The sequence below is a fragment of the Fuchsiella alkaliacetigena genome (assembly GCF_023227765.1).
In the GTDB taxonomy this organism is placed as follows: Bacteria; Bacillota; Halanaerobiia; order Halobacteroidales; family Acetohalobiaceae; genus Fuchsiella; species Fuchsiella alkaliacetigena.
Genome location: NZ_JALKBZ010000001.1, coordinates 112,989 through 139,083, shown reverse-complemented (window position 1 = coordinate 139,083; position 26,095 = coordinate 112,989). Strand labels below are relative to the sequence as shown.

The 26,095-nt window shown below is 38.1% G+C and carries 25 protein-coding genes and 1 riboswitch; all 25 genes read left to right on the top strand.

The window, feature by feature from the left end; all coding sequences use genetic code 11:
* On the top strand, positions 1 to 216 hold a 216-nt coding region (locus MWH30_RS00665; RefSeq protein ID WP_248662116.1), incomplete at its 5' end, for a hypothetical protein.
* Between the two features lie 165 nt (positions 217 to 381).
* Positions 382 to 744: a YraN family protein gene (locus MWH30_RS00660; RefSeq protein WP_248662115.1), complete on the top strand. Its 363-nt coding sequence runs from the start codon at positions 382 to 384 to the stop codon at positions 742 to 744.
* Positions 745 to 758: 14 nt separating this feature from the next.
* Positions 759 to 2,288 carry a YifB family Mg chelatase-like AAA ATPase gene (locus tag MWH30_RS00655; protein ID WP_248662114.1) on the top strand — a complete coding sequence of 510 codons (1,530 nt, stop codon included), beginning with the start codon at positions 759 to 761 and terminating at the stop codon, positions 2,286 to 2,288.
* Between the two features lie 75 nt (positions 2,289 to 2,363).
* On the top strand, positions 2,364 to 3,320 hold the full coding sequence (locus MWH30_RS00650; RefSeq protein ID WP_248662113.1) for an L-lactate dehydrogenase: 957 nt from the start codon (positions 2,364 to 2,366) through the stop codon (positions 3,318 to 3,320).
* Between the two features lie 503 nt (positions 3,321 to 3,823).
* Entirely contained in the window at positions 3,824 to 5,188 is a 1,365-nt protein-coding gene (locus MWH30_RS00645; protein ID WP_308221590.1) for a glucose-1-phosphate adenylyltransferase, read from the top strand.
* A 185-nt stretch (positions 5,189 to 5,373) separates the two neighbouring features.
* Entirely contained in the window at positions 5,374 to 6,288 is a 915-nt protein-coding gene (locus MWH30_RS00640; RefSeq protein WP_248662112.1) for a tyrosine-type recombinase/integrase, read from the top strand.
* A 928-nt stretch (positions 6,289 to 7,216) separates the two neighbouring features.
* Positions 7,217 to 7,307: riboswitch (cyclic di-GMP riboswitch) on the top strand.
* Between the two features lie 218 nt (positions 7,308 to 7,525).
* Positions 7,526 to 8,734 (top strand): methyl-accepting chemotaxis protein, encoded by a 1,209-nt coding sequence (locus MWH30_RS00635; RefSeq protein WP_248662111.1) that lies wholly within the window; start codon positions 7,526 to 7,528, stop codon positions 8,732 to 8,734.
* 230 nt (positions 8,735 to 8,964) lie between these two features.
* Positions 8,965 to 10,086 carry a DNA-processing protein DprA gene (gene dprA, locus MWH30_RS00630; RefSeq protein WP_248662110.1) on the top strand — a complete coding sequence of 374 codons (1,122 nt, stop codon included), beginning with the start codon at positions 8,965 to 8,967 and terminating at the stop codon, positions 10,084 to 10,086.
* A gap of 151 nt (positions 10,087 to 10,237) precedes the next feature.
* On the top strand, positions 10,238 to 10,723 hold the full coding sequence (locus MWH30_RS00625) for a DUF494 family protein (RefSeq protein ID WP_248662109.1): 486 nt from the start codon (positions 10,238 to 10,240) through the stop codon (positions 10,721 to 10,723).
* Between the two features lie 34 nt (positions 10,724 to 10,757).
* A complete protein-coding gene (gene topA, locus MWH30_RS00620) occupies positions 10,758 to 12,869 on the top strand; it encodes a type I DNA topoisomerase (RefSeq protein ID WP_248662108.1) in 2,112 nt (703 codons plus the stop codon).
* Between the two features lie 141 nt (positions 12,870 to 13,010).
* Positions 13,011 to 13,538, top strand: a complete 528-nt coding sequence (gene hslV, locus MWH30_RS00615) for an ATP-dependent protease subunit HslV (protein WP_248662107.1) — start codon at positions 13,011 to 13,013, stop codon at positions 13,536 to 13,538.
* 17 nt (positions 13,539 to 13,555) lie between these two features.
* Entirely contained in the window at positions 13,556 to 14,956 is a 1,401-nt protein-coding gene (hslU, locus tag MWH30_RS00610) for an ATP-dependent protease ATPase subunit HslU (protein WP_248662106.1), read from the top strand.
* Positions 14,957 to 15,138: 182 nt separating this feature from the next.
* Positions 15,139 to 15,921 (top strand): GTP-sensing pleiotropic transcriptional regulator CodY, encoded by a 783-nt coding sequence (gene codY / locus MWH30_RS00605; RefSeq protein ID WP_248662105.1) that lies wholly within the window; start codon positions 15,139 to 15,141, stop codon positions 15,919 to 15,921.
* 253 nt (positions 15,922 to 16,174) lie between these two features.
* Entirely contained in the window at positions 16,175 to 16,585 is a 411-nt protein-coding gene (gene flgB, locus MWH30_RS00600) for a flagellar basal body rod protein FlgB (RefSeq protein ID WP_248662104.1), read from the top strand.
* A 46-nt stretch (positions 16,586 to 16,631) separates the two neighbouring features.
* Entirely contained in the window at positions 16,632 to 17,078 is a 447-nt protein-coding gene (gene flgC, locus MWH30_RS00595) for a flagellar basal body rod protein FlgC (RefSeq protein ID WP_248662103.1), read from the top strand.
* Between the two features lie 14 nt (positions 17,079 to 17,092).
* Entirely contained in the window at positions 17,093 to 17,389 is a 297-nt protein-coding gene (fliE, locus tag MWH30_RS00590) for a flagellar hook-basal body complex protein FliE (protein WP_248662102.1), read from the top strand.
* A gap of 50 nt (positions 17,390 to 17,439) precedes the next feature.
* Positions 17,440 to 18,990, top strand: a complete 1,551-nt coding sequence (gene fliF, locus MWH30_RS00585) for a flagellar basal-body MS-ring/collar protein FliF (RefSeq protein ID WP_248662101.1) — start codon at positions 17,440 to 17,442, stop codon at positions 18,988 to 18,990.
* A 26-nt stretch (positions 18,991 to 19,016) separates the two neighbouring features.
* The gene (fliG, locus tag MWH30_RS00580; RefSeq protein WP_248662100.1) at positions 19,017 to 20,024 is read left to right on the top strand and encodes a flagellar motor switch protein FliG; all 1,008 of its coding nucleotides are present in this window, start codon (positions 19,017 to 19,019) and stop codon (positions 20,022 to 20,024) included.
* Positions 20,017 to 20,802, top strand: a complete 786-nt coding sequence (locus tag MWH30_RS00575) for a FliH/SctL family protein (RefSeq protein WP_248662099.1) — start codon at positions 20,017 to 20,019, stop codon at positions 20,800 to 20,802. Before fliG ends, MWH30_RS00575 begins: the two co-directional genes overlap by 8 nt.
* The gene (gene fliI, locus MWH30_RS00570; protein ID WP_248662098.1) at positions 20,795 to 22,111 is read left to right on the top strand and encodes a flagellar protein export ATPase FliI; all 1,317 of its coding nucleotides are present in this window, start codon (positions 20,795 to 20,797) and stop codon (positions 22,109 to 22,111) included. Before MWH30_RS00575 ends, fliI begins: the two co-directional genes overlap by 8 nt.
* Positions 22,112 to 22,133: 22 nt before the next feature.
* Complete coding sequence (gene fliJ / locus MWH30_RS00565) at positions 22,134 to 22,598, top strand: flagellar export protein FliJ (protein ID WP_248662097.1); 465 nt, start codon at positions 22,134 to 22,136, stop codon at positions 22,596 to 22,598.
* A gap of 21 nt (positions 22,599 to 22,619) precedes the next feature.
* A complete protein-coding gene (locus MWH30_RS00560) occupies positions 22,620 to 23,195 on the top strand; it encodes a hypothetical protein (RefSeq protein WP_248662096.1) in 576 nt (191 codons plus the stop codon).
* A gap of 46 nt (positions 23,196 to 23,241) precedes the next feature.
* Positions 23,242 to 25,044 (top strand): flagellar hook-length control protein FliK, encoded by a 1,803-nt coding sequence (locus MWH30_RS00555; RefSeq protein ID WP_248662095.1) that lies wholly within the window; start codon positions 23,242 to 23,244, stop codon positions 25,042 to 25,044.
* Between the two features lie 17 nt (positions 25,045 to 25,061).
* A complete protein-coding gene (locus MWH30_RS00550) occupies positions 25,062 to 25,703 on the top strand; it encodes a flagellar hook capping FlgD N-terminal domain-containing protein (RefSeq protein ID WP_248662094.1) in 642 nt (213 codons plus the stop codon).
* On the top strand, positions 25,696 to 26,085 hold the full coding sequence (locus MWH30_RS00545; RefSeq protein WP_248662093.1) for a TIGR02530 family flagellar biosynthesis protein: 390 nt from the start codon (positions 25,696 to 25,698) through the stop codon (positions 26,083 to 26,085). Before MWH30_RS00550 ends, MWH30_RS00545 begins: the two co-directional genes overlap by 8 nt.
* Positions 26,086 to 26,095: the final 10 nt, after the last annotated feature.

Genomic DNA, 26,095 nt, shown 5'->3' with positions numbered 1-26,095 from the left:
GAAGAGTTACCGGAAGAACCACCAATGGAAGAGCCACCAGAGGATGAAGAGTTACCGGAAGAACCGCCAATGGAAGAGCCACCAGAGGATGAAGAGTTACCGGAAGAACCGCCAATGGAAGAGCCACCGGAGGATGAAGGGTTACCGGAAGAACCGCCAATGGAAGAGCCACCAGAGGATGAAGGGTTATCGGAAGAACCGCCAGAATGGCTTTAAAATAAATAGGTAAAAACACCTCGTTAACGAGGTGTTTTTTACTTTGGAAGTTATTAAATTTAACTAAAAAATTTTAGAATAAAAATAATAATTTATTTAATTTATCGTTAATTAAAGGAAAATAGCTCATTAAATAGAATTATATAACAGAAGGGGGCTTGGATTATGTTGACTAGACAGGAATTAGGCCAATTAGGGGAGAAGTTGGCGGTTAAGTATTTGCAGCAACAAGGTTATAAAATAGTTGAACAAAACTACTACTGCAGACTAGGGGAAATAGATATTATTGCTTTTAAAGATGATTATTTAGTCTTTATTGAGGTTAAAACTAAACGGAATCAGAATTTTGGTTCTCCTTGGGTAGAGGTAAACTGTCATAAGCAGCAAAAGATTCATCAAGTAGCTCGCCATTATATCAGTCGTCAAGGTTATTTAGAAACTAATTTCAGATTCGATGTAATTGGAGTATTTTATAGCTGCTCCCAAGACTATCAATTATCACATCTGGAAAATGCTTTTTCAGTTTAGAAAGGGGTTAACTTATGATTGCTAAAGTTATCAGTAGTGCAGTATTGGGAATAGAGGCTTATTTAGTGCAGGTGGAGATAGATTTAGCTAGAGGTTTGCCGGCCTTTAATCTGGTGGGTTTACCTGATACAGTGGTCAAGGAGTCGCGGGAACGGGTTAGAGCTTCTATTAAGAACTCCAGCTTTCAGTTTCCAGTAAAGAGGATTACTGTTAATCTGGCTCCAGCCGATATTAAGAAGGAAGGGGCGGCTTATGATCTGCCGATAGCTATTGGGATCTTATTAGCGCAGGGGATAGTAGATTCCGCAGAGTTAGAGGACTATGTAATAGTAGGAGAGCTTTCTTTAAATGGAGAGTTAAGAGAGATACAAGGAGCTTTACCGATGGCTATTTTAGCTAAACAGGAAGGAAAGCGGGGGTTGATTTTGCCAGCAGCTAATGCAGCCGAGGCAGCGGTGATAGAAGGGATAGAGGTAGTTCCTGTTGAGTCGTTAAGTGAAACTGTGAACTTTCTTAATGACGGCACTTTGGAGTCGGGAGTAGAGGTGGATTATGAGCTGGATTTGGAGCCGGATTATTCTTTTGATTTTGCTGAAGTTAAGGGGCAGCAGGCAGCGAAGCGGGCCCTAGAAGTAGCAGCCGCCGGTGGACATAACGTAATTATGATCGGCCCGCCGGGAGCAGGGAAGACTATGTTAGCTAGGCGTTTACCTACTATTTTACCTCAGCTCTCCTTGGAGGAAGCTATAGAGGTAACTAAGATTTATAGTATCGTTGGCCTATTACCTGCTGGTGAACCTTTAATTACCACTCGTCCTTTTCGGAGCCCTCATCATACTACTTCCAATGCGGGGATGATTGGTGGAGGACGGATTCCCCAGCCAGGGGAGGTAAGCTTGGCTCATAACGGGGTTTTATTTTTGGACGAGTTGCCGGAGTTTAATCGCAATGTTTTAGAGGTTTTAAGACAGCCTTTGGAGGAGCGGGAGGTGACTATTTCTCGGGCCCTAACCACCTTAAGCTACCCAGCCGGGATAATGTTAGTAGCTGCTTGCAATCCCTGTCCCTGTGGATTTTTTGGGGACGCCGTAGAAAAATGTAGCTGTACTCAGTACCAGATCAGTAGGTATCTGAATAAGGTTTCGGGCCCGCTTCTGGATAGAATAGATATTCACTTAGAAGTACCTCGTTTAGAGCCGGAAGTAATCTCCAGGGCTCCCAGCGGGGAGACTTCGGCTCAGATTAGGGAGCGAGTGAATAAGGCTAGGACTATACAGCAGCAGCGCTTTACTCAGGAAGAGATTAACTGTAATGCTGAGATGAGTGGACGGTTCTTAGAGGAGTACTGCAATTTGACTTCGGCTGGAGAAGAGCTTTTGAAAGGAGCCTTACAGCGATTAAACTTAAGCGCGCGGGCTTACGATAGGATTTTAAAGTTGGCTCGCAGTATAGCCGACTTAGCAGGTGTGGCAGAGATTGGCAGCGACCAGGTAGCCGAAGCTATTCAGTATCGTGACTTAGATAGAGATTTTTTTAAAGGTTAAATCTTGCATACTCTTCGGTTTAAGCGGTGATAATAGAGAATAGATACTATATTTTATTAAACTGGAGGGATGCTAATGGCTTTTAAACAGCAAGGGGTAAAGATAGGGGTTATTGGTACTGGGTTTGTAGGTTCTACTATAGCTTATACCTTAATGATGGGTGGTTTAGTTTCAGAGTTAGTAATGGTAGATATAGATAAGAATAGGGCCAGCGGAGAGGCAATGGATTTGAGACACGGTGTATCCTTTTTAAGACCTACTAATATAGTAGCAGGTGACTATGAAGACTGTGCCGGAGCCGATATTGTAATTATAACTGCCGGAGCTAATCAAAAGCCCGATGAGACTAGATTAGATTTAGTTAAGCGTAATACTGAGATTTTTAAAGATATACTTCCTCGTTTAGAGCCTAATTTGGCTGAGGACTCATTACTACTGGTGGTTAGTAATCCGGTCGATATTTTAGCTTATGTAGCTTGGCGCTTATCGGACTTGCCGGCTCGGAGAGTAATAGGCTCAGGCACTGTATTGGATAGTTCTCGCTTTCGTTATCTGCTCAGTCAGCACTGTGGTATCGACAGCAGAAATATTCACGGTTATATTATTGGTGAACATGGAGATAGTAAAGTAGCGGTCTGGAGTGGAACTAATATTGCCGGAGTTCCCTTTAATGAGTTCTGTCTTAAATGCGATGATCAATGTGCAGCGGAATGTAGAGAGTCTATCTCTCAACAGGTTAAGCAGGCGGCTTACGAGGTAATTGAAAAAAAAGGAGCTACCTACTATGCTGTAGCTTTAGCTGTACAAAAGATTGTAGAAAGCCTACTTAGAGATGAAAACTCTATTTTAACGGTATCTACTCTTAGAGAAGGAGAATATGGTTTAAATGATCTTTATTTGAGCTTACCTACTATAATTAATAGAGATGGAGTAGCCGAGGTAATAGATATTGAGTTAGCTAAAGAAGAGGAAGCAAGACTTTTAGATTCAGCTAGAGTTTTGAAAACAGCAATTGAAGAGCTAGATCTATAAGCTTTTATCTTTAACAGTAATTTATCCTATTTGCTAGATATTCATTGACATAATTTATCTGATTTGCTATAATTAAAGTGAAGATAATAGTTACAATTGAAGTTATTGATTTAGCAAAAACTAGTTTTTCTATTTGGATTTTTTCATTCACTCCTATTTACGCCTACCTTTTTCAGCGTCAATTAAAAAAGTTATTGATGCTACTGGTAGTTTATCTTTCTTTCCTAAATCTTAACCTGACTTTATTTAATATACTTTTAAAACTACATATTAATTAAATAAGTGCATCTATATGCTGAGTAATTAAACAAATACATATTGCATATTAATTAAACAAGCCTATTAAATTAAAATAATATTGTATTAACAATAGTTCTGAAGGCAGTATTAAAAACAGTATTAGTTTTAGTTATTTTTATCCCTGGAGATAACTATTATCTGTAATTTTGGATATTCTAGTGGCAATTTTAGTCTAGGCTTTAATCTTAAAAAGGGGGATAGTTATGGATATGGATGTTTTAGCATTAATTTTGGCCGGAGGTAAGGGTAGTCGTTTGGATATTCTTTCTCAGTCTAGAGCAAAGCCGAATCTTCCCTTTGGGGGCAGGTATAGGTTGATCGACTTTTCTTTAAGTAACTGTGTAAACTCGGATATCTATGAAGTCGGAGTGCTGACTCAGTATTTACCCCGCTCACTCAATGCGCACTTAGGAATCGGCAGACCCTGGAAATTAGATCGTAAACACGGTGGAATTACTCTTTTACATCCTCGAACTGGCAGGAAAGAAGAATGGTATCAGGGTACGGCCCACGCAGTTTATCAGAATCGTGACTTTATTAAGGCTAAGGCTGCCGACTATGTAGTTATACTTTCAGGTGACCATGTATATAAAATGGATTATCGTCGGATCTTGGACTATCATCAACAACAGAATGCAGACTTGACAATAGCTGCCCAGGCAGTACCTATGGAGGAAGCAAATCGCTTTGGTATTTTAGAAACAGATGAACAGGGGAGAGTATTAAATTTTCAGGAAAAACCTGCTCAACCTGCTAGTAATTTAGCTTCTTTAGGAATTTACATTTTTGATACTGAAGTTTTGCTGGCCAAGCTTGATGAATACTGTTGCCCAAATAAATCGGACTTTGGAAAGCATATTATTCCACCTTTGATTGAAGAAGCTAAGACTTGTGCTTATCAGTTTGAGGGTTATTGGCAGGATGTTGGTACTTTAGAGTCCTTTTGGAAGACTAATTTAGATTTGATCCATCCTCAGCGAGGCTTAGATTTGGACGATCCTAACTGGAAAATATATACTAGAGACTCTCTTAATCCTGCGGCTAGCTTTGGGTCTGAAGCCGAAATTGGTCAGAGTTTAGTTGCTAATGGCGCCTATATTAATGGTAAAGTTAGTAATTCAGTAATTTTTCCGGGAGCAGTAGTAGAAAGAGGAGCTGTAGTTGAAGACTCTATTGTTTTTGCTGATACTAGGATAGAAGCAGGAGCAACTGTTAATAAATGTTTAATCGATGAAGAGGTAGTAATAGGAACTAACTCTTATTTAGGCTTTGGTAGAGAGATAGTAGCTAATATGGAAAAACCCGAGCTGCTTAATTGTGGCTTAACTGTTATTGGTAAAGCAGCTAAGATTCCACCCAGAGTTAAAGTTGGCAGAAACTGCAGAGTAGCCCCAGAAATTAGAGAGAATGATTTTGAAAGAGATGTTGTTTTTAGTGGTAATACCATTACTAAGGATAAAAAGTGGTCTAAAAGAACTAGTGAAGGTAATTTTACTAGAGAGGTTATTTTTAGTAATAATGCTGCTCAAGATAAAGAACAGTCGGAAGTAGTATTAACAAAAGGATAATGGATAGTTTACTGGTTTTACCCCCATTCTAATTAGAATGGGGGTTTTACTTTTATAATATTTTAGTAGTAGATTGTGACATTAACTGACAATATATGACCTTGAGTTAACTTTGAACTTAGCTTAAAATAGATATAACTTGACAAGCTTATTTTTAGGAAATGAAAAATAGGGGGAATGATAAAATGAAGATATTATCTTTGATGCAGGACTTCTTACAATGGCTTGCAGCAGAAAAGGGCTATGCTCAGTCTACCGTTAAAGCTTATCGATATGATATTCTTTTATTTTTGAGATGGTTTAGAGATTATGCAGCCTTTTCAGCCCAGAAAATAGAAGATATTGCTTTGGAGGAAATAGAGCTTAGTGATTTAAGAGAGTTTATAGTTTATTTAGCTGAGGAAAAAGAATATTCAAATACAACTCGCTGTCGCAAAATAGCCTGTTTAAAATCTTTCTGGAATTACTTAGCTAAAACAAGGAAATTAGTCGATAACATTGCTGCTGACTTATCCTTGCCTAAGAAAGAAACTACAGTAGATATTTATCTTAAACAGCATGAGATAAATAAACTTTTTAGAGCTATAGAAAAAATATCTAGAAATGTTATCAGAGATAAAACAGTTTTAGCAGTTTTGTTATACACTGGAGTAAGGGTTAGTGAATGTGTGGCTTTAAACTGTAATGATATTAATTTGGCAGATAGGACTTTGAGAGTGGTTAAAGGTAAGGGGGGTAAATCACGATTGATCGGTATTAATAAAGAACTATTATCATATTTAGAAACTTATATTCAGCAGAGGCAGGCAATTAAAGTAGAAAAGGAAGCTTATTTTTTAAGCGAAAGAAAAAATAGAATTAGCAAAAGAACCTTACAGCATCATTTTAAGCGTTGGGTTGATGAAGCAGGACTATCCAGTGAGATTACTATACATAAGTGTAGGCATACTTTTTTAAGTCATCTCTGCCAGAATGGTGCTTCTTTAGCTGAAATCAAGCAGATTTCGGGACATAAGAACTTAACTAGCTTGCAAAGATATTTACATAACGACCAGCAACGCTTGAATGAAATAGTTGATAAGGTTTCTTATACTAATTAGACTTTAACATTGCTTAGAAATTATATTTCAGGATAATATGTATTGAAATTACTGTATTTTTTTCAATAGTTACGTTATTTTTTATGTATAAATGACATTTATCATATACTAAGTTAGTTAATTACTAACTAAATCCCTTTATTTTTCAAGAAATTTTTTGAAACTTCCCAAATCTCCCCGTCTAATGTGCAAATTATTGCTTGAAATATAATTTTTAAGTAATACAATGGTTTTTTCATCAAAAAAAGATATTTAATTACAAAAACATAGGTGTTAAATAAAACAATATTGGTATATTGTTTTATTCAAATGATAGAGGACAGAGGATAGAGGATAGATAAAGTTCAAAAGATTAAAACCTATTGACACAGCGTCCTGAAGGAGGACATTTGAATATTTGAGATCCCCCGAAATGTTTTTGTTTTTAAAACATTGAGAGGGACGACTGAGGAAGTACTCTTGGGGTGATTGCACAGATAGACGCAGATTTAACACAGATAAGTTCAAGAGATTAAAAGCTATTGGACACAGACTAAAATCTGACTAAGTTCTGACTAGACCTTAAAATATAAAATCAAATTAAGATTAAGCTTGAACTAAAGTTTTAGGTTTTATTTGTGTTGATTGGTGCTCATTCGTGGTTCCAATAGATTTTAAAGGTTTTTAAGGTTTAGTCAGATTTTTGTCGGAACTTAGTCACCCCAAGGGCACTTCCCAGAGTAATGACTAGCCAAAATAATGGCGTCGCTACGGGGCGCTGCGTCTAATTGTTTTTGAACTTTATTTCTTGATCTTAATTTATCACCATTGGCACTAGCTCTGCGTCGCCTCTATACTTTATCATCTGTCTTCTGAACTTAACTATACACTATAAATTATTAAGGAAGTGCATATTAAAAATATTGAAAAGCTCTGCTAATCGAAGAAAATCCGCTCAGGGCACACCTGATGAAAGCCAGGGTCGCAAAATGCTGGGTCTAAGGTTTTAGTGATTAAGCTATGATTGCCAGTTTGCCGGGTTGATTAAAATATAGATATTGGTTTATCTATAAATCTGGCCCTGTTCTTGTGCTAATTAAAGATCAAGGCCAGATTTATTTAATATAGATATTAAATGTTAGGTTGCTTAAATGCTTGTCTTAAGGTTATTTATTTGGAAAGTCATAGGCGCTTAAAAGTAAAGAACTGCTGGAAAAGTATTTATTTTTAAGGCTATTTATAAGGAGGAAGATAAACAATGAAAGATACACTTAATTTAACGAAAAAGAGTTTTAGAGTAGGATTGACTGTTAAACTGGTACTGATTGCTGTAGTTGCTTCTTTGGTTACTCCATTTATTGTTGAGCTTGTGAATAGAGTATTCACTTTTGAAAGGATGGTCTTAATTCAGGGTGTTTTAAATGCTTTAGTCTTAGGAGTTGTAGTGGGTGTCTTTAGTTACTTTCTAATAGTGAAACGCTTACAGTTTATTAGTAAGATAGCTCAAAAAATAAGCCAGGGTGATTTTTCAGTTAAGGAAGTAACAAGCAAAAGTAGAGATGAAATAGGGGTTTTAGCTGCTTCTATCAATAAAATAATTATTGATCTAGGAGAGTTATTAGAGGAAGTACAAGCTAGTGCTGAGAAGAATGCTGAGCTATCAGATGAATTATCGGAATTAGCTGAAACATCTAGCAGTATGAATCAGCAGCAGGCAGCTAGCAGTGAAGAGTTAAGCGCTACCTTTGAAGAGATAGCTTCTATGACCCAGGAGACGGCTACTAATGGTGAGTTATTGACAGAATCAGCCGATAATGTGGCTAGTGATTCGGAGTTTGGAATGGAAGAACTTCAACAAACGGCTGATAAAGTAGAAAAATCGGTCCAGATGATAAGCGGTCTTTTGGAGGATGTGAGTGGTTTAAATGAGACTATTGAAGAGGTAGTAGAGTTTACGGATATAATTACCGATATTTCTGAGCAGACTAATTTATTAGCGCTGAATGCTAATATTGAGGCTGCTAGGGCTGGTGAACATGGCCAAGGCTTTGCGGTAGTGGCTGAGGAGATACAGGAGTTAGCTGAAAAGGCTAATAATTCAGCTCAAGAGATTAGAAATATAGTGGTTAATACTCAAAAACAGAGTAAGGAAACCTTAAATCGGGCCCAAGATAGTGTAGAAGAGATTGGCGAAAGTAAAGAATTGATACTTTCAACTGAAGAAAGATTTGAAAATATAGTCAGTAATGTTGATCAAATAGCGGATAGAATAGAAGATGTTTCGGCAGCTATGGAAGAAGTAGCCAGCAGTGTAGAACAAGGAACTGCTTCGATGGAGCAAGTAACTACGGCTATGCAGGAACAGGCCCATACCGCTGAAAGGACTTCTGCTTTAGCCGATCGTTTAAGTGATGCTACGGATGATTTAGAAGATGATGTCTTAGCTGAAGTAGAAGTAGCAGTTTAAATTTTAAATAATTTACTAAAGTAGATATTTTTGTAGAGTTAATTTTTAACTGATATAAGAAGGCCTTCTGTTAAGATTAATAGAAGGCCTTCTTAATTATATACTTTGCTTTAGTTTAGGTAGGGGATAACTTTTTGTTTTTTGCTACTTTTAAGGATAAAAAAGGAGGAAGTTGCTAATAAGCTAACGAAGTAAACTTATATATAGATTATTATAAGTGGTGATTAGTTATGTCAGAGCGAAAATTTTGGTTGGGACTGCTTAAACTACAGGGAATAGGGCCTATATTAATGAAAAAGTTATTGGACTTCTTTCCTAGTGCTGAAGCTATTTGGCGGGCCGGAATAAAGGAGTTATCTCAAGTTGATTCTATAGGTAAGGTTAGAAGCGAGCAGATAATTAAGGATCGGCAGAGTATAGATCTTGATTATGAGTTAGAGCAGCTAGCAAAGAGAGATATCAAGTATCTGGTACTCAGTGATGAAGACTATCCTTTTTTATTGAAAAATATCTATGATCCCCCGCCGGTTTTATTTTATAAAGGTAACTTCAAGTCTACTGATGTAATTAGTCTATCTATTGTAGGCTCTCGAAAATGTACTAATTATGGTCGTAAAATAGCTACTAGCTTAGCTAGTAAGTTGGCTAAACAGGGATTTACTATTGTTAGTGGCTTAGCTAGGGGAATAGATAGCTGCGGTCATCGCGGAGCTTTGCAGACTGGTCGTACTATTGCTGTCTTAGGTTCGGGGATTGATGTCATTTATCCACCGGAGAATAAAGGGTTAGTGGAGCAGATACTTAGTCAGGATGCAGGAGCTATAGTCTCTTCTTTTCCGCTTTCTACTCCACCTCACGGAGGCAATTTTCCCAAGCGAAATCGAATTATCAGCGGTTTAAGCCTAGGAACTATAGTAGTGGAGGCCACAGAGAAGAGTGGTTCTTTAATCACGGCTAATTTAGCCTTAAATCAAGGTCGAGAGGTATTTGCCATTCCGGGTGATATTACTAGAGAGCAGAGTGTTGGGACTAACTCCTTGCTTAAGGTGGGAGCTAAGCCGGTGCAGAGCTTAGAAGATATCTTAGTTGAACTGCCTGTGGATGACTGGTTAGCAAAGGTAGCTCAGAATGACAAAGACGAACAAGAAGAGGTTTCACCAGTAGAGAGTATGAACTTGACTGCTCAAGAGACTAAAGTCTATAATCAATTAAGTAGAGAGGCTCAACAGTTTGATGATATTTTGACTGAATTATCGCTATCAGCCGGAGAATTAAACTCTATTTTATTAAAGTTGGAGCTTAAAGGAGTAGTAGAGCAGTTACCTGGAAATAAGTTTTCTATAAGCGATTAATGATTGACTAATTTTAAAAAAGCATTTACAAAGCTTTAATTAAATCATATAATATATTTTAAAGTATCAAAACTGATTAAGCAAAATTTAATTTCAATTAGAGAAGGGAGGGGACTAGGATAGCTATTTTTTAGCTATTACTAGGTTTTTTATGAATGAGAATGTGATTGAAATCGTAAGCTACTTAGTAAAGAAGATTATGCATAATGAAGATGTAATTGAAAATGAACAGAAGCTGGTTCAAAATTTAGTTAATCAAGGTTATGAAATTGCTGATATTGATACAGCTTTTGAATTAATATTTTCTTCGGAATTATACTGTGAAGCTGATAATGATCAAGGCAGCTTTAACTTTAGTGATTCACATAGAATACTGGATTTTAGGGAAAGATTTAAACTATCTTTAAAGGTGCGGGGGCTTTTGATTAGATTAACTGCTTTAAACTTAATTAATAATGAAGAATTAGAAGATATTTTAAAGAAATCTTTGCGTTTTCGCCAAACAGAGATTGGCTTGAAAGGTTTTTGGAGAATTCTACAAAAGGTAGTTGATAATCCATCTAGGCTGTCTTTGATTATTGAAAATTCTCCTGAATTCAAATCGTTTAATGCAGAACATAGAAGATATATTAATTAGATAAGTTAAATGTTAATTTTGGAGGTGAAGTAGATTGGGGAAAAACTTATTGATTGTGGAATCGCCGGCTAAGGCTAAAACTATAGGAAAGTTTTTGGATGGGGATTTTAAAGTTGAAGCTTCTATGGGCCATGTGATAGATCTACCTAAAAGTCAGTTAGGAGTCAATATAGAAGAGGATTTTGAACCAAAGTATATAACTATTCGCGGTAAAGGCGATGTTTTAAAAAAATTAAGAAGGGCAGCTAAAAAGAGTGAAGAGATATACTTGGCTACTGACCCTGACCGAGAAGGAGAGGCAATTTCTTGGCATCTAGGTAGGGCTCTCGATATAGATGTAGATTCTGAATGTAGAATTGAATTTAATGAAATAACCAAACCTGCTATTCAAAAAGCTATGCAGTCGCCACGGCCAATTGACCATAATCGAGTCAATGCCCAACAGGCTAGAAGGCTTTTAGATAGATTAGTAGGTTATAAACTAAGTCCTTTATTATGGAAAAAGGTACGTCGTGGTTTAAGTGCTGGTCGGGTGCAGTCGGTAGCTGTTAAAATCATTTGTGAAAGAGAAGAGGAGATCGAGGCTTTTGAGCCGGAAGAATATTGGTCTTTGGCAGCCTTCTTGCAGCCAGAAAAAGCAACAGAAAATCAGTTTGAAGCGAAGTTATTTAGAATTAACGGTGAAAAATTTGACTTAGGTAGTCAGGAGGAAGTAGATGAAGTTTTAGCTGATTTAGAAAAGGAAAAGTTTATAATTGATAAAATTAAAGAAGGTCAGCGGCGTAGAAATCCTTCACCTCCTTTTACTACCAGTAGCCTTCAGCAGCAGGCAGCTAATAACTTAGGCTATAGTGCTAAAAAGACAATGTTTATTGCTCAACAGTTATATGAAGGGTTAAATATAGGTGCTGAGGGAACTATAGGTTTGATTACCTATATTCGTACTGATTCTACTCGGCTTTCTAAAGAAGCACAGACTGAAACTAGAAAGTTTGTTGAAGATAATCACGGCAGTGAATATCTGCCTGAAAAAGCTAAACAGTATCAAAATAAGTCCAAGGCTCAGGATGCTCATGAAGCTATTAGACCTACTTCAGTATTGAGAACACCTGATAAAATGGAGAGCTTTTTAAATAGGGATCAGTATCGACTTTATAAGTTGATTTGGGAACGCTTTGTAGCTAGTCAAATGAAAGCGGCTCTTTATAAAACTTTAAGGATCAATATTAAGGCCGGTAATTATTTATTTAGAGCTAATGGTTCACAGATCATTTTTGATGGCTTCTTAGCTGTGGATACTTTTAAGGATAGAAAAAAGGATACTCAACTGCCTGATTTAGAGGAAAAAAAGGAGTTGGAGTTAGTAGAGTTGCAGCCAGAACAGCACTTTACTAAGCCACCAGCTAGATATACAGAAGCTAAGTTGGTTAAAACTTTAGAGGAAAAAGGAATTGGTCGTCCTAGTACTTATGCACCTACTGTAAGTACTATTGAAAATAGAGGCTATGTGGAGAAAGAAGGTAAAAGCTTTGTGCCTACAGATTTAGGGAAGATAGTTAATGGCCTTTTAAATGAACACTTTCCTCAAGTTACGGATATAGAGTTTACTGCTAACTTAGAGGCTAAGCTAGATAATGTAGAGGCGGGAGAAAAAGACTGGAAGAAGGTACTTAAAAACTTCTACTTTCCTTTTGCTGAACGCTTGGAATCAGCCTATGAGAATATGGAAGAGGTAGAGTTTGAAGAAGTAGTTACTGAGGAGATCTGCGAAAAATGCGGTCAGAATATGATAGTTAAACACGGTAGATACGGTAAGTTTTTAGCCTGTCCAGGCTTTCCAGACTGTCGAAATACAAAGCCTTATTTAATTAAAACAGGAGTGGACTGCTTAGAATGTGAAGATGGTGAAGTAGTACAGCGGAAGAGCAAAAAAGGTCGTACTTTTTATGGTTGTAGTAGCTATCCGGACTGCGAATTTTTAATCTGGAATAAGCCTTTGCAAAAGTCCTGTTCTCAATGTGGGACTTTCTTAGTAGAAAAGACTACTAAAAAAAGAGGAACTGAGTATCTTTGTGCTAATGAAGACTGTGAATTCAAAACCACTCCAGAAGAGTTTGAGCAGGAATTAGAGGCTAAAAAAGCTTAAATCTTGCATAAATTATTAGTATGTGATAATATTTATTATTAAGAAAGCTTTGCTATTAATAATAATTGTTAGCATATATAGAAATGTTGATCTTTGAGTTTTTAGTTAGTGTCAATTGGTAATAGGCAGGGAGGTTATAAAGTGTTTGAGGCTACGACGGTAGTTGCTATTAAAAAAGATGATAAGGTTGCTATTGGTGGCGATGGTCAGGTAACTATGCAGCATACAGTAATGAAGCACGGAGCTCGGAAAGTAAGGAGACTTTATGAAGGAGAGGTAGTGGCTGGTTTTGCCGGTACTGCTGCGGATGGCTTTACTCTCTTTGAGAAGTTTGAAGCTAAGCTAGAGGAGTTTCACGGTAATTTACAGCGAGCAGCTGTGGAGTTAGCTAAAGAATGGCGTACAGATAAGATGTTAAGGAAGTTAGAGGCTCTGTTAATAGTGGCTGATGAGGAACATTTATTGGTTGTTTCCGGTAATGGAGATGTAATAGAGCCTGATCAAGGAGTAACGGCTATTGGTTCTGGTGGCTCCTATGCTTTGGCTGCTGCTAGAGCTTTAATTAAGAATTCAGAGTTAGGGGCAGTGGAGATAGCTGAAGAATCACTGCGTATTGCTGCTGAGATCTGTATATATACTAATGATCAGATTACTGTAGAAGAGATTTAAGATAAGGAGGTTGGGGAATGGAAGAGTTACTTCCCAAAGAAATAGTAAGCAAGTTGGATAAATATATTGTGGGGCAAGATGAAGCTAAAAAATCTGTAGCAGTTGCTTTACGAAATAGATATCGACGGCGACAACTTCCGGCTGATTTTAGAGAAGAAATTATGCCTAAAAATATATTGATGATGGGCCCGACGGGAGTGGGTAAAACTGAGATTGCAAGGAGACTGGCTAAGTTAGCCGAAGCTCCTTTTATTAAAATAGAAGTAACTAAGTTTACTGAGGTTGGCTATGTAGGTCGAGATGTAGAGTCTATGATCAGGGACTTGGTGGAGACGGCTATTCGAATGGTTAAGCAGGAAAAGATGAAAGAGGTTAAGGATAAGGCAGCAGATTTAGCTATAGAAAGAATTCTAGATAAGTTACTGCCGATGCCTGAACAGAAGCAGAGGAAGAATCCTTTAAATTCTTTATTTAGTAGTTTTAGTGAAGATGATGAAGATGTAGAAGAGGCGGAAGAAAAAAATCATCACCAACGATTAAAGGCACGGCGAGAGAAATTAAGAAAAGAATTAGAGGCAGGAAACTTAGAGGATAGAGTTATTGAAATCGAAGTAGAGACTAATAATTCACAGATGGTGGAAATATTCTCGGGTTCCGGAGTTGAGGAAATGGGAATTGATTTTCAGGATGTACTGGGCGGAATGCTACCTAATAAGAAGAAAAAACGTAAGGTGAGCATTGCAGAGGCTAGAGAAATTTTAGAGCAGCAAGAGGCCCAAAAGTTGATCGATATGGATGAGGTTTCTAGTGAAGCTATTGAGCGAGTGGAAGAGTCGGGGATTATTTTTCTCGATGAGATAGATAAAATAGCTGGACAGGAGGCTTCTTCTAATCCTGAAGTATCTAGGGAAGGTGTACAGCGAGATATACTGCCGATTGTAGAGGGGTCTACGGTGATGACTAAATACGGCCCGGTTAAGACCGATTATATTTTCTTTATTGCTGCTGGAGCCTTTCATGTAGCTGATCCTACCGATTTAATTCCGGAATTACAGGGTAGATTTCCAATTCGAGTTGAATTAGACAGTTTAACCGAGGATAACTTTAAAGAAATTTTAACTGAACCGGAAAATGCTCTTACTAAACAGTATAGGGCTCTTTTAGCTACTGAAGGTCTGGAGATTGAGTTTAGTCAGGCTGCTATTGAGGAGTTAGCTAAGATATCCTTCCAGGTCAACGAAGATACTGAAAATATTGGCGCACGAAGACTACATACAATTTTAGAAAAGCTACTGGAAGATCTTTCTTTTGCTGCTCCGGAAATGTCTGTAGACTATTTTGAAATTGATGTAGAGTATGTGCGGGAAAAACTAGATAGTATAGTTAAAGATAAAGATTTAAGCAAGTATATTTTATAGTTTTTAAGCTTAATATTTGAGCCCAGATGATTTTAAGTAGCCAGAGGGTTTAAGGTAGTATCTTTTATTAGTAATTAATATGATAATATTAAGATATAGTAAAAATCAAAGCATAATAATTGAGGATAATTTCCTATAAAGCAGTTTCCGGAAACTGTGATAAAATTAAGGAGGATGCAATAATGGAAGCATTACTAGAGAAGACCCGAAGAATTAATAAATTAATTCAGAAGTCCACTGGACATCAAGTAGACTTTAATGAAATTGCCAAGGTTTTAAGTGATTCTATTAAGGTTAATGTTTATGTAGTTAATAATAAAGGGGAAATTCTGGGCTGTTCTTTATTGAATGAGTTTGAATGTGATATGATGGTAGAAGAGGTTATTGATAAAGAAGTTTTTCCTAGCAACTATAATGAATGGGTGTTAGGAATTGAAGAAACTAGGGCTAATATTGAACAGGCTAATGGTGAATGTGTTTTTAAAGAGGAGGAAGAATGTATTTTCACTCAAAAGTTAACTACTATTATTCCTATTCTAGGCAGCGGACAGAGATTAGGAACTTTAATTTTAGCTAGATTTGATGAAAGTTTTGATGCTGCTGATTTAATCTTAGCTGAATATGGAGCTACTATAGTAGGGATGGAAATTTTGCGGGCCCGCAGTGAAAAGATTGAAGAAGAGGCTCGCAAAAAAGCAGCGGTACACGTAGCTTTAGAAACCTTATCTTATTCTGAGCTGGAAGCTATAGAACATATATTCGATGAGCTAGATGGTAAAGAGGGACTTTTAGTAGCTAGTAAGATTGCTGATCGGGTGGGTATTACTAGGTCGGTAATAGTTAATGCTTTACGTAAGTTTGAAAGTGCAGGAGTAATTGAGTCTCGTTCTTTAGGAATGAAAGGTACTTATATTAAGATTTTGAATGAAAGATTATTAGAAGAACTGGAAAAGTTAAAGTTGTAATATTTTGGCCCACAAGTTGTGGGCCAAAAAAATTAACCTAAGAAAAATTATTTTTAGGTTATTTTTAGATTGCTTTGTTATAATTATTTTACAGCTTAATTCTTTGATTAAAATATCCTAAATAGTAAAAAGACTGGGAAAATATTTTTTTGGATTTTAAGGAGGATTCAAGTTGTAAAAGGTAGAAATATGAAAACAGTGAAGTAACAATATTGAAATTTGCAGGACTACAACATTTAAAGGGAGGTAAGCTATGAGTAATTTTTTAGATACTCAAACGACTTCAGTGTTACATCAGGCTTTAGATGGACATCAGTTAAAGCATCAGGCTATTTCTAATAATATTGCTAATGTGGATACTCCCAACTATAAACGACAAAAGGTAGATTTTAAATCACAGCTAGCTGACTCCTTAAATAAACAAGGATTAAGTTTAGCTGGAACTAATGCAAGACATATTACTAATGGCAGTAATTCCGATACCTTCAATCCTCAAATTGAGTCTACTTCAGGCTCTGATTTTTTACGTAATGATAAAAATAATGTAGACATAGACTACGAAATGACAGCTTTAAGTAAGAACACTTTAGAATATCAAGCTGTTAGTGATTCTTTGGCTAGAAATTTACAGAGAGTAAGCGATGCTATTAATAGAACTACATAGTTTTAAGTTTTAAAATAGCTTTTAAACTAAAGGAGGTAAATACCGAATGGGACTTTTTGGAGGAATGGATGCTAGTGCTTCCGGGATGACTGCTCAAAGATTGAGGATGGATTTGACTTCTAATAATATTGCTAATATAAATACAACTCGAACTGAGGACGGAGGACCCTACCGTAGACAAGCGCCGATTTTTAAAGCTAAAGGAGAAGAAACTAAGTTTAAGCTACCTGACTTAGCTGGTGGTGGGACTGGACAGCAGGATGGCCAGGGAGTACAGGTGGAAGGAGTTCAGAAAAGCACTAAGCCACCGCGTTTAGTTCATAATCCTGAACATCCTGATGCTGATGAGTCGGGTTATGTAGAAAAGCCGAATATAGATATTGCTTCTGAGATGGTGGACATGATTTCCGCTAGTAGAGCTTACGAAGCTAATGTGACTGCTGTAAACTCTTCTAAGCAGATGTTTAATAGTGCTTTGGAAATTGGAAGATAAAGGAGGAAACTTAAATGAAGCTAGGAGAGCTAGAGTTCAGTATGCTAAATCAGGACTTAAATTCGGAAAATTCTAAATCAAATCCGAAAAATAAGTCCTTTGACCAACTGTTAACTGACTCTATAAATAATGTAAACAAGCTACAAAAGGATGCTGATCAGCTATCTGAGAAGCTAGCTTTAGGAAAGGTAGATAATGTACACGATGTGATGATAGCGGCTGAAAAAGCAAAGCTTTCCTTAGATCTAACTTTGGAGGTCAGAAATAAGATTGTAGATGCTTATGAAGAAATTATGCGTATGCAGGTCTGATATTTTGTTGGAGAAATTGGGGTGTGAATATGCTTGAAAATATAAAGTAGATGCGGGAGCAAACTGTAGAGTTATGGAATAATTTAGATAATAGAGCTAGGATAGTTATTATTTCGGCAGTTGTTGTTTCTATTTTAGCTCTGCTAATTATCACTAACTGGGCTGGGCAGCCAAACTATGTAACCTTATTTAGCAACTTAACTACAGAGGATGCTGGTCAAATAGCTAATACTTTAGATGAAAGACAGATTGATTATCAGCTCAGTAATGATGGTAGAGAGATCTTAGTTCCCGAAAGTGATGTACATAGAGTTCGTTTGGATCTAGCTAGTGAGGGTTTGCCATCAGGTGGTGTAGTAGGATTTGAAGTATTTGATGAGACTCGGCTAGGTAGTACCGATTACGAACAGCGGGTTAACTTTTATCGAGCTCTTTCTGGAGAACTAACTCGTTCTATTATGCAGTTAGAAGACGTAGAACATGCTAGAGTACAGATTAGTGCTCCCGAAGATAGTTTGTATTTAGATAGAGAACAGGAGGCTACGGCTTCAGTTTTATTAAAATTGGAGCCTTATGCTAGTCTGGAAACGGATCAAATAAGAGGAATTGTTAATTTAGTAGCTAGTGGTGTAGAGGGTCTAAGCCAAGAAGAAGTGACTGTAGTAGACTCTAGAGGGAACTTATTGAGTGCTCAATTAGAAGAAGAAACTAAGGACTTTTCTCAGGCTAGTACTGATAAGTTTGAGGTAGAACGAAATTTTGAAAGTGGATTACAGAGCTCTTTAGAAACTATGTTAAGTAGAGTTTTTGGACATGATAATGTAGTGGTTAGAGTTAGAGCTAATCTGAACTTTGATCAGCGTGAGTTACAAAGTAAGACCTTTGAGCCGGTTATCAATGAAGAAGGAATTCCTCGTAGTCAACAGTCGAGAAGGGTAGAAATCTTTGGAGATGAAGACGATTCAGGAGGAGTTCCGGGAACTGAATCTAATATTCCTCAGTATATGCTGGAAGAAGAGGAAGAAACTGAAGGCAGACAGTACCTTGAAGAGGATATTACTACTAATTACGAGATTAATGAACAGATAGAAAACTTTGTTCAAAGTCCCGGACAGGTAGAAAATCTTTCAGTGGCGGTTTTAGTTGATAGTGATTTAACCGAAGAACAGCAGCAATCGATTAATGATGCTGTAGCAGCTACTATAGGCTATCAAGAGCAAAGAGGAGATAGTATTTCAGTGAGTAGCTTTGAGTTCGATAGAAGTCTAGCCGATGAAATGACGGCAGAAATGGAAGCAGCTCAAGCAGCTCAACGTAGGCGATGGATTATAATCGGAATTATTACTTTATTAATAGTTTTAATTGGAGCTTTGATTTTGCGTAAGATATTAATCGATGAGGATGATATAGGTGAGGAAACTCCAGCCGGACTAGATATGATGGTTGATGATGGAATGGCTGAGCAATCAGCAGCGGTTGAAGAAGAGCTATCGCCAGAAGATAAGCGAAGAAAAGAAATTAAAGAAGAGATTTCTCAATTGGTAGAGGAACAACCTAAAGAGATAGCGCGACTCTTGAAGACTTGGTTAAGTGAAGACTGATCTGTGAGGAAGGAGTGAGTTCTGTTGTGAATACTGAACACTTGTCTGGCAAGGAAAAAGCAGCTGTTCTTTTGATTTCTTTAGGGCCAGACTTATCAGCAGAAGTATTTAAACACTTAGAAGATGAAGAAATAGAGGAGTTAACCTTAGAAATTGCTAATCAAAAACAGGTTCCGACCGAGATCAAGGATGACGTGATGGATGAGTTTCATCAGATGTGTGTAGCTTTTGATTACTTGAGTCAGGGCGGAATTAACTATGCTCGGGAGGTTTTGGAGAAGGCTTTAGGTGAGAACCAAGCTGAAAGTATTATTAAGCGTTTAACTTCTTCTTTGCAGGTGCGTCCCTTTGACCAGCTGCGTAAAACCGATCCCGCTCAGATCTTGAACTTTATTCAGAATGAACATCCGCAGACCATTGCTTTGATTATGGCTCATCTAGATCCAGAGCAAGCGTCCAGTATTATGTCAGCTCTGGGCCCAGAGGTGCAAACTGAAGTTGCTAAACGAATTGCTGAAATGGATCGCACTTCTCCGGAAATACTTAAGGAGGTAGAAAAGGTCTTAGAGCAGAAATTAGCTTCCTTAATGACCGAAGACTATGCTACTGCTGGTGGTCTGGATTCTATAGTAGATATTTTGAATCTAGTTGACCGAGCTACTGAAAAGACTATTTTGGATGATCTAGATGAGGAGGACCCGGAATTAGCAGAAGATATTAAACAGAGACTATTTGTCTTTGAAGATATAGTTATTCTTACTGATAGAGCAGTACAGATGGTGTTGCGGGATATAGATATGGAAGATTTAGCTTTAGCTTTAAAGACTGTAGATGATGAGGTTAGCCAGAAGATATTTAGTAACCTATCTAAACGAGCATCCGATATGTTAAAGGAGGATATAGAGTTTATGGGCCCGGTTCGAATTCGCGATGTAGAAGAGGCCCAGCAGCGGATAGTAGCTGAAATTAGAAGGTTAGAAGAAGCTGGCGATATTGTAATTGATCGGGGAGGAGATGATGAAGTAATTGTCTAATATAATTAAATCTTCTCAGATTAAAAAGGAAGAGTCGGTGCAGCTTTATCCTGAATCTGCTCAGACTAAAGAGCAGGAAAAGGAAAAATCGGAAGCTGAAAAAATTCATCACCAAAAAGAGTTAGCTAGAAAAGAGGAAGAGTTACAGGAGTTAAAAGAGGAGATAATCTCTCAAGCTCGAGAGTCGGCAGCTGAAATTTTGGAAACTGCCCAAGCAGAAGCCGAAGAGATTAAGACCCAGGCTGAAGAAGAAGTTGAAGAAATTAAAGAAGAAGCCTATCAACAAGGCTTAGCAGAAGGCCGTGAGGCTGGAAAGGAAGAGTTAATAGCTGAGGCTGAAACAGAGGTAGAAAGCTTAGTAGCTAGATTGGAGAAACAGCTCCAGCAGGCAGAAGAAGAGGTAGAAAATAAGTTAGCTGTTTTGGATAAGGAAGTTTTAGAGATGACAGTAGCTATAGCTGAAAATGTGATTAAGCAGGAGCTTAGTTTAGATGAAGAGATACTGATTAATTTAATTGAAGAGTCCTTAAAGCTTTTAAGTGGAGAAAAGGAGATCACAATTAGGGTAAATGTCGAAGATCTAGAGTTGATTAGAGAGCATAAGGAGCGATTTTTGACTATGGACTCTAACTTAGAAAAAGTTAAGCTGGTAGTGGATGATAGTATTACTCTAGGAGGCTGTATAGTGGAGACTGATTTTGGAGGTTGGGATGCTACTGTGGAGTCTCAGTTAAATGAGATAGCTAAGCAATTATTAGCTGTGCAAGGTTATGAATAAGCTTTTAGATGGGGCTGAGTTAGCAGCTCATTTGGACTCCTATTCTCCTATTAAAAACTTTGGCAAGATTAAGCAGGTAATCGGCTTAATTATTGAGTCACAAGGGCCCGATGTAACTTTAGGTGAAATCTGTTTAATTAAGTCTGAGCTCTGTGCCGAGCCGATTCAAGCAGAGGTGGTGGGCTTTAAGGATAATAAGGTTTTATTGATGCCTCTGCGAGAGATGGAGGGAGTGGGCCCGGGTTGTAGAGTGGAGTCCACTGGTAAATCCTTCAAGGTGAAGGTAGGACCTCAACTATTAGGTCAGGTCTTAGATGGCTTAGGTAATCCCTTAACCAATGTTGACTTAGGTGACTTAGATCAGGAGTATCCTGTGCATAGCAGTCCTCCAGATCCCTTAGCTCGACAGAGAATTACTGAAGCTTTACCTGTTGGGGTGAGAAGTATAGATGGCCTATTGACCTGCGGGCGAGGACAGCGCTTAGGTATTTTTGCCGGTAGTGGAGTTGGTAAGAGTACCTTAATGGGCATGATAGCTCGCAATACAGCTGCCGATATTAATGTGATTGGCTTAATTGGTGAGCGTGGTCGAGAGGTAAGGGAATTTATTGAAGAGTCCTTAGGTGAAGAAGGTTTACAAAGATCGGTAGTGGTAGTGGCTACCTCTGACCAACCGGCCTTGATTAGAATTAAAGGGGCCTTAGTAGCTACCACTATTGCTGAATACTTTCGAGATCAAGGAAAAGATGTACTGTTAATGATGGATTCTATTACTAGATTTGCGATGGCCCAAAGAGAGGTGGGCTTAGCTGTTGGTGAACCTCCGGCTACTAGAGGTTATACTCCTTCGGTATTTGCTCTTTTGCCTAAGCTGTTAGAGAGAGCAGGTAGCGGTGAAGAGGGAACTATTACTGGGCTCTATACCGTTTTAGTAGAGGGGGACGATATGAACGAACCCATAGCCGATGCAGCCCGAGGAATTCTCGATGGTCATATCACTTTAAGTAGAGATTTAGCTGCTCAAAATCACTATCCGGCTATTGATGTGTTGGAGAGTGTGAGTCGGGTAATGGATAATATTACTACTGCTGAACATCAGCAGGCTGCTCAACAGCTCAAAGAGGTCTTAGCTACTTATGAAGAGTCCAAGGATTTAGTTAATATTGGGGCTTATGAAGAAGGTACTAATCCGGAGTTGGACTATGCTTTGGATAAGTTATCAGAGGCTAGAGACTTTTTGCAGCAGCAGGTTGACGAAAAAGTGGGGTACGAAGAGACCATAGAGCGCTTGAAGTCCATCTTTGAATAACCGATAGAAAGGTTGTTAAACTATGAAAAAATTTGAATTTAAGCTACAGACAGTTTTAAACTATCGTCAGCAGGAAGAGGATATGTTTAAACAGCAGTTAGCTCGGGCCCGCTTAGAATTGAATAAGGCCCAGGATAAGTTAGATAGTTTACTGACCAATAAAAAGGATATTCAGGCCCAATTGAAGAAAAGTGAAAGAGAAGGAATAGATATCCATCAAGCCATGTTATATAGAGACTACATAGCTATGTTGAAGAATAAAATTATAGAACAGATTAAAGTGGTTAATAAAAAGCAGCAGCACTTTGATAAATGTAAGCAGAAGCTGCTGGATAAAGCCAAAGAATGTAAGATTTTAGATAAATTGAAAGAAAGAAGAGAGGAAGAGCATCAGCAGGAGTTTTTGCGTCAACAACAGAAGGCAATTGATGAAGTAGCTGGTAACTCCTTTAATAGGCAGAATGCCAGTGAAGAAGTGATTATTTAAGCAATTTAGGAGGACCTTAAGATGAAGAAGCTATTGATATGGGCCCTAGTATTTATTATATTATTGCTTGCTATAGGCTTGGGATTACAGTTTTCTGGGATATTGGATCTGCGGGCTATGATAGCTCCTAGAGCTAGAGCAGTGCCGGTAGTAGGGAATGTAATAGCCAGTCATGAGATTCGTCAAGAGCAGGAACAGCGTTTGGAGAATAAAAGATTTGAAATAAATAGTTTGGGAGAACAGAATCAGCAGTTAGAAGAGCAGTTACAGGAGTATGAACAGGAGCTATTGGCTGCTTTGGAGGAAATAGAAAATTTAGAAGAGGCTATGACAGAACAGCAGTTAGAGGAAGAGGATCAGACAGCTCGTTTAGAAAGAATAGCTGAAATATACATGACTATGAATCCAGCTAGGGTAGCCGAGCTATTAGCAGAGCTAGAAGATCAGCTGGCAGCCAGAATCTTAAATGAGCTAGAAGCCCAGATGGCAGGGGCAGTATTAACTGAGTTGGCTACTGAAGATGCAGCCTTATATTCTCAGATTATTTCCGGTGAGTTTGATGATGTATTAGAGCTTGATATTCCCGATGCTATTTAATTAGCATCTTGAATATATACTTTCTTTGTAAGGAGGTGATAAAAAGATGATGATCTTAGAAGCATTACAAAATAATAATATGGAGTTTGATAGAAGTTCAAAGCAACAGCGTCAGCAGTCAGATCGCTCTCAAGGAAATAGCTTCTTAGAGCAGTTGCAAAGCTTTAGTTCCGATCAGAACTATAATAGTCATGACTCTAGGAGAACTAATAGTAGCAGCAATGAATATAATACCTCACAGGCTGAATCTTTATCTAAAAGTGAAAAAGAGCAGCAAATAGCCAAGTTAGATTTGAGTGAAGAAGACTTAGCAAAGCTGAAAAAGTTGCTGGGAAGTAACTCAGAACTATCTATTGAAGATTTAGAAGAACTTCTAAAGTCCCTAGAAGAGTTTTATCAGCTTTTAGCCTCTTTAGACCTTGATCTTTTAGATTTGGAGGCTATAGATAGCGAAGTCTTAGAGGAGTTGGAAGAGTTTAAAGATCTAGCTTTCTCTTTATTAAAGGATTTAAACCAGGAGTTAGATTCATTATTAGAAAAGAGCGATTCCGAAGGTGGACAGATGTTAGGCCAACGTTTAATTAGTGGTGACCATGCTCTTTTTGAAGAGTTAGCTCAGCAGGGTAAGCAAGAGTCTGCTCAAGGAGTTTTATTTAGTCTGGCTGAACTACAGGCCTTACTTAAAGAAGCCCAAGAGGAGTCTTTATTTTCTCAAGAGCTACTAGCTGACTCAAGCGAGGAGTCCTTGAGTTTAAAAGAGCTATTGGCTATTTCAGCAGAAGACTCGCAAGCTATAAAAGAGCTATTGGCTAAACAAGGCGAAGATGCTCAAGCTTTAAAAGAATTATTAGCCCAACAAGGCGAAGACTCCCTTGATTTGCTAGAGTTATTAGCAGCTAAGGAAGAAGGGGGAGAGTCCTTAAGAGAAGCTTTAGCGGCCTTAGGAGAGCTAGAGGAGCTACAGCAGCAGTTACAAGAGCTTCTAAAGGAGTATGGCCTTAGTGAAGAGCAACTGGAAGTGAACAGAGGTGAAGCAGAGGACTCCTTTAGGCTCCATCAGCAGTTTTTTGAAGAGGGCAATAACTATCGTCCTTTAAATGATGAAGCTCCACTTAGCCAATTAGAGCTAGAAAGCTCTTTAGCTGAACAAAACTTTACTTTCCAGGACTTTGAAAGCTTAGCCAGTTTAGAAGACTTAATGGAGGCTATTAATAGTGAACAGAGCAGTTCTTCCTTTAAAGAGATATTAACGGTCGATAATTCAAATAAACATTTAGTGAATAATGAAGAGCTATTGATGGCTAAAGAAAGCTTAATTAATAACAATCAAGCTTTAACTAGCAATCAGCTTTTAGCAGCTAATACCTCTAATCTGAGCTTAGTGAATCAAACGGCGATTATTGAACAGATTCAGGCTCAGTTGGCTCAATTAAACAGCTTAGGTGCAAATGAGCTAGTTTTGAATTTAGAACCAGAGTTTTTGGGTAAGTTAAGCATGAGCGTATCTTTAGATGAGGGAGTATTAACGGCTCGCTTTTTAGCTGAAAGTAAGCAGGTACGAGATCTATTACAGAAGAATATGCCTCAGTTGAGAAGCATGTTAGCTGAAAAGCAGATTCAAGTTGATGAGGTGATAGTCGATGTAGACCCTCAGTTGGGTCAAGAAGGGGATACAGGTAGTTCTGGGAACATGGCCTTTCAAGACTTCAACTCTGATTCGCAGCAGAGCTTCTTAGGTACTAGAAGCTTCAAAGAAGCGGAAGAAGCTGAAGAAGAGGCTACTGTGACTGAAACAGAAACTGTAAGTTCTACTGAAGATATCTTGGATTCAGTAGACTATGTTATTTAGAGTGAGGAGGTGTTAAGATGCAGGTAGGAAGCACAGCTGAAACAGGAGATACTGTAAACCCACCACCTCCAGGTCAGTCAGGAGGTATTGTGGAAGCGCCAGGTGATACTTATACTGGAGAGCCGACGGAGGTTGAGAGTGAGAGCTCTGAGCTAGGCAAGGATGACTTTTTGAAGCTGTTAGTTACTCAGATGCAGTATCAGGACCCCCTAGAGCCCATGGATAATAAGGAGTTTATAGCTCAGACAGCGCAGTTTACTTCTTTAGAGCAGATGACTAACATGAATGAAAGTATGAATAAGTTTTTGGAGATGCAAGAACTATCTCAACTAGGAGGTTTAATTGATAGAAAAGCAACGGTCTTAAGTAGTGATGGCGAAGAGATAACAGGAGTTGTTGAAAGAATTAAGATGGACGATGGTGAAGCTAAGTTAGTTATTGAAGGGCAGGAGTTCGATATAGGTAGTTTGAAAGAGGTAATTGGGACTGCCGGAGAGATTGAAGATGAGCAGTGGATTGATGAAGAGTATATTGAAAAGGTTAATCAGTTAATAGAGGATGGAGTTCTTAGCCAGGAAGAGGTTGAAGAAGTTGAAGAGATGATTATGGAGGAAGATGCTGAGGGCATAAAAGAGATAGTCGGTGATTACTATGAGTAAGCGAATTTATGGTAATCAGCCCTTAGAGCAGCTACAAAATCCTCAGCAACAGAAAAGGACTCAGCCGGGAAGCGGAGCTAAAGGTTCTTTTAATGAAGTTCTGCAAGAGAAGTTAAAGCAAAAGAGCGGAATCAAGTTTTCCGGTCACGCTAAGCAGAGACTTAATTCACGCAATATTGACTTAACTCCGCAGGATCTTAATAAGCTGGAGCAGGCAGTGGATAAGGCCGAGGATAAGGGAGCTAAGGAGTCTTTGATCTTGGTAAATGAGGTGGCTTATGTGGTCAGCGTGGAGAATAAAACGGTGATTACGGCTATGGACGATCAAAATATGAAGGAGAATGTTTTTACTAATATCGATAGTGCAGTAGTAATGGACTAAAATGGCTGGA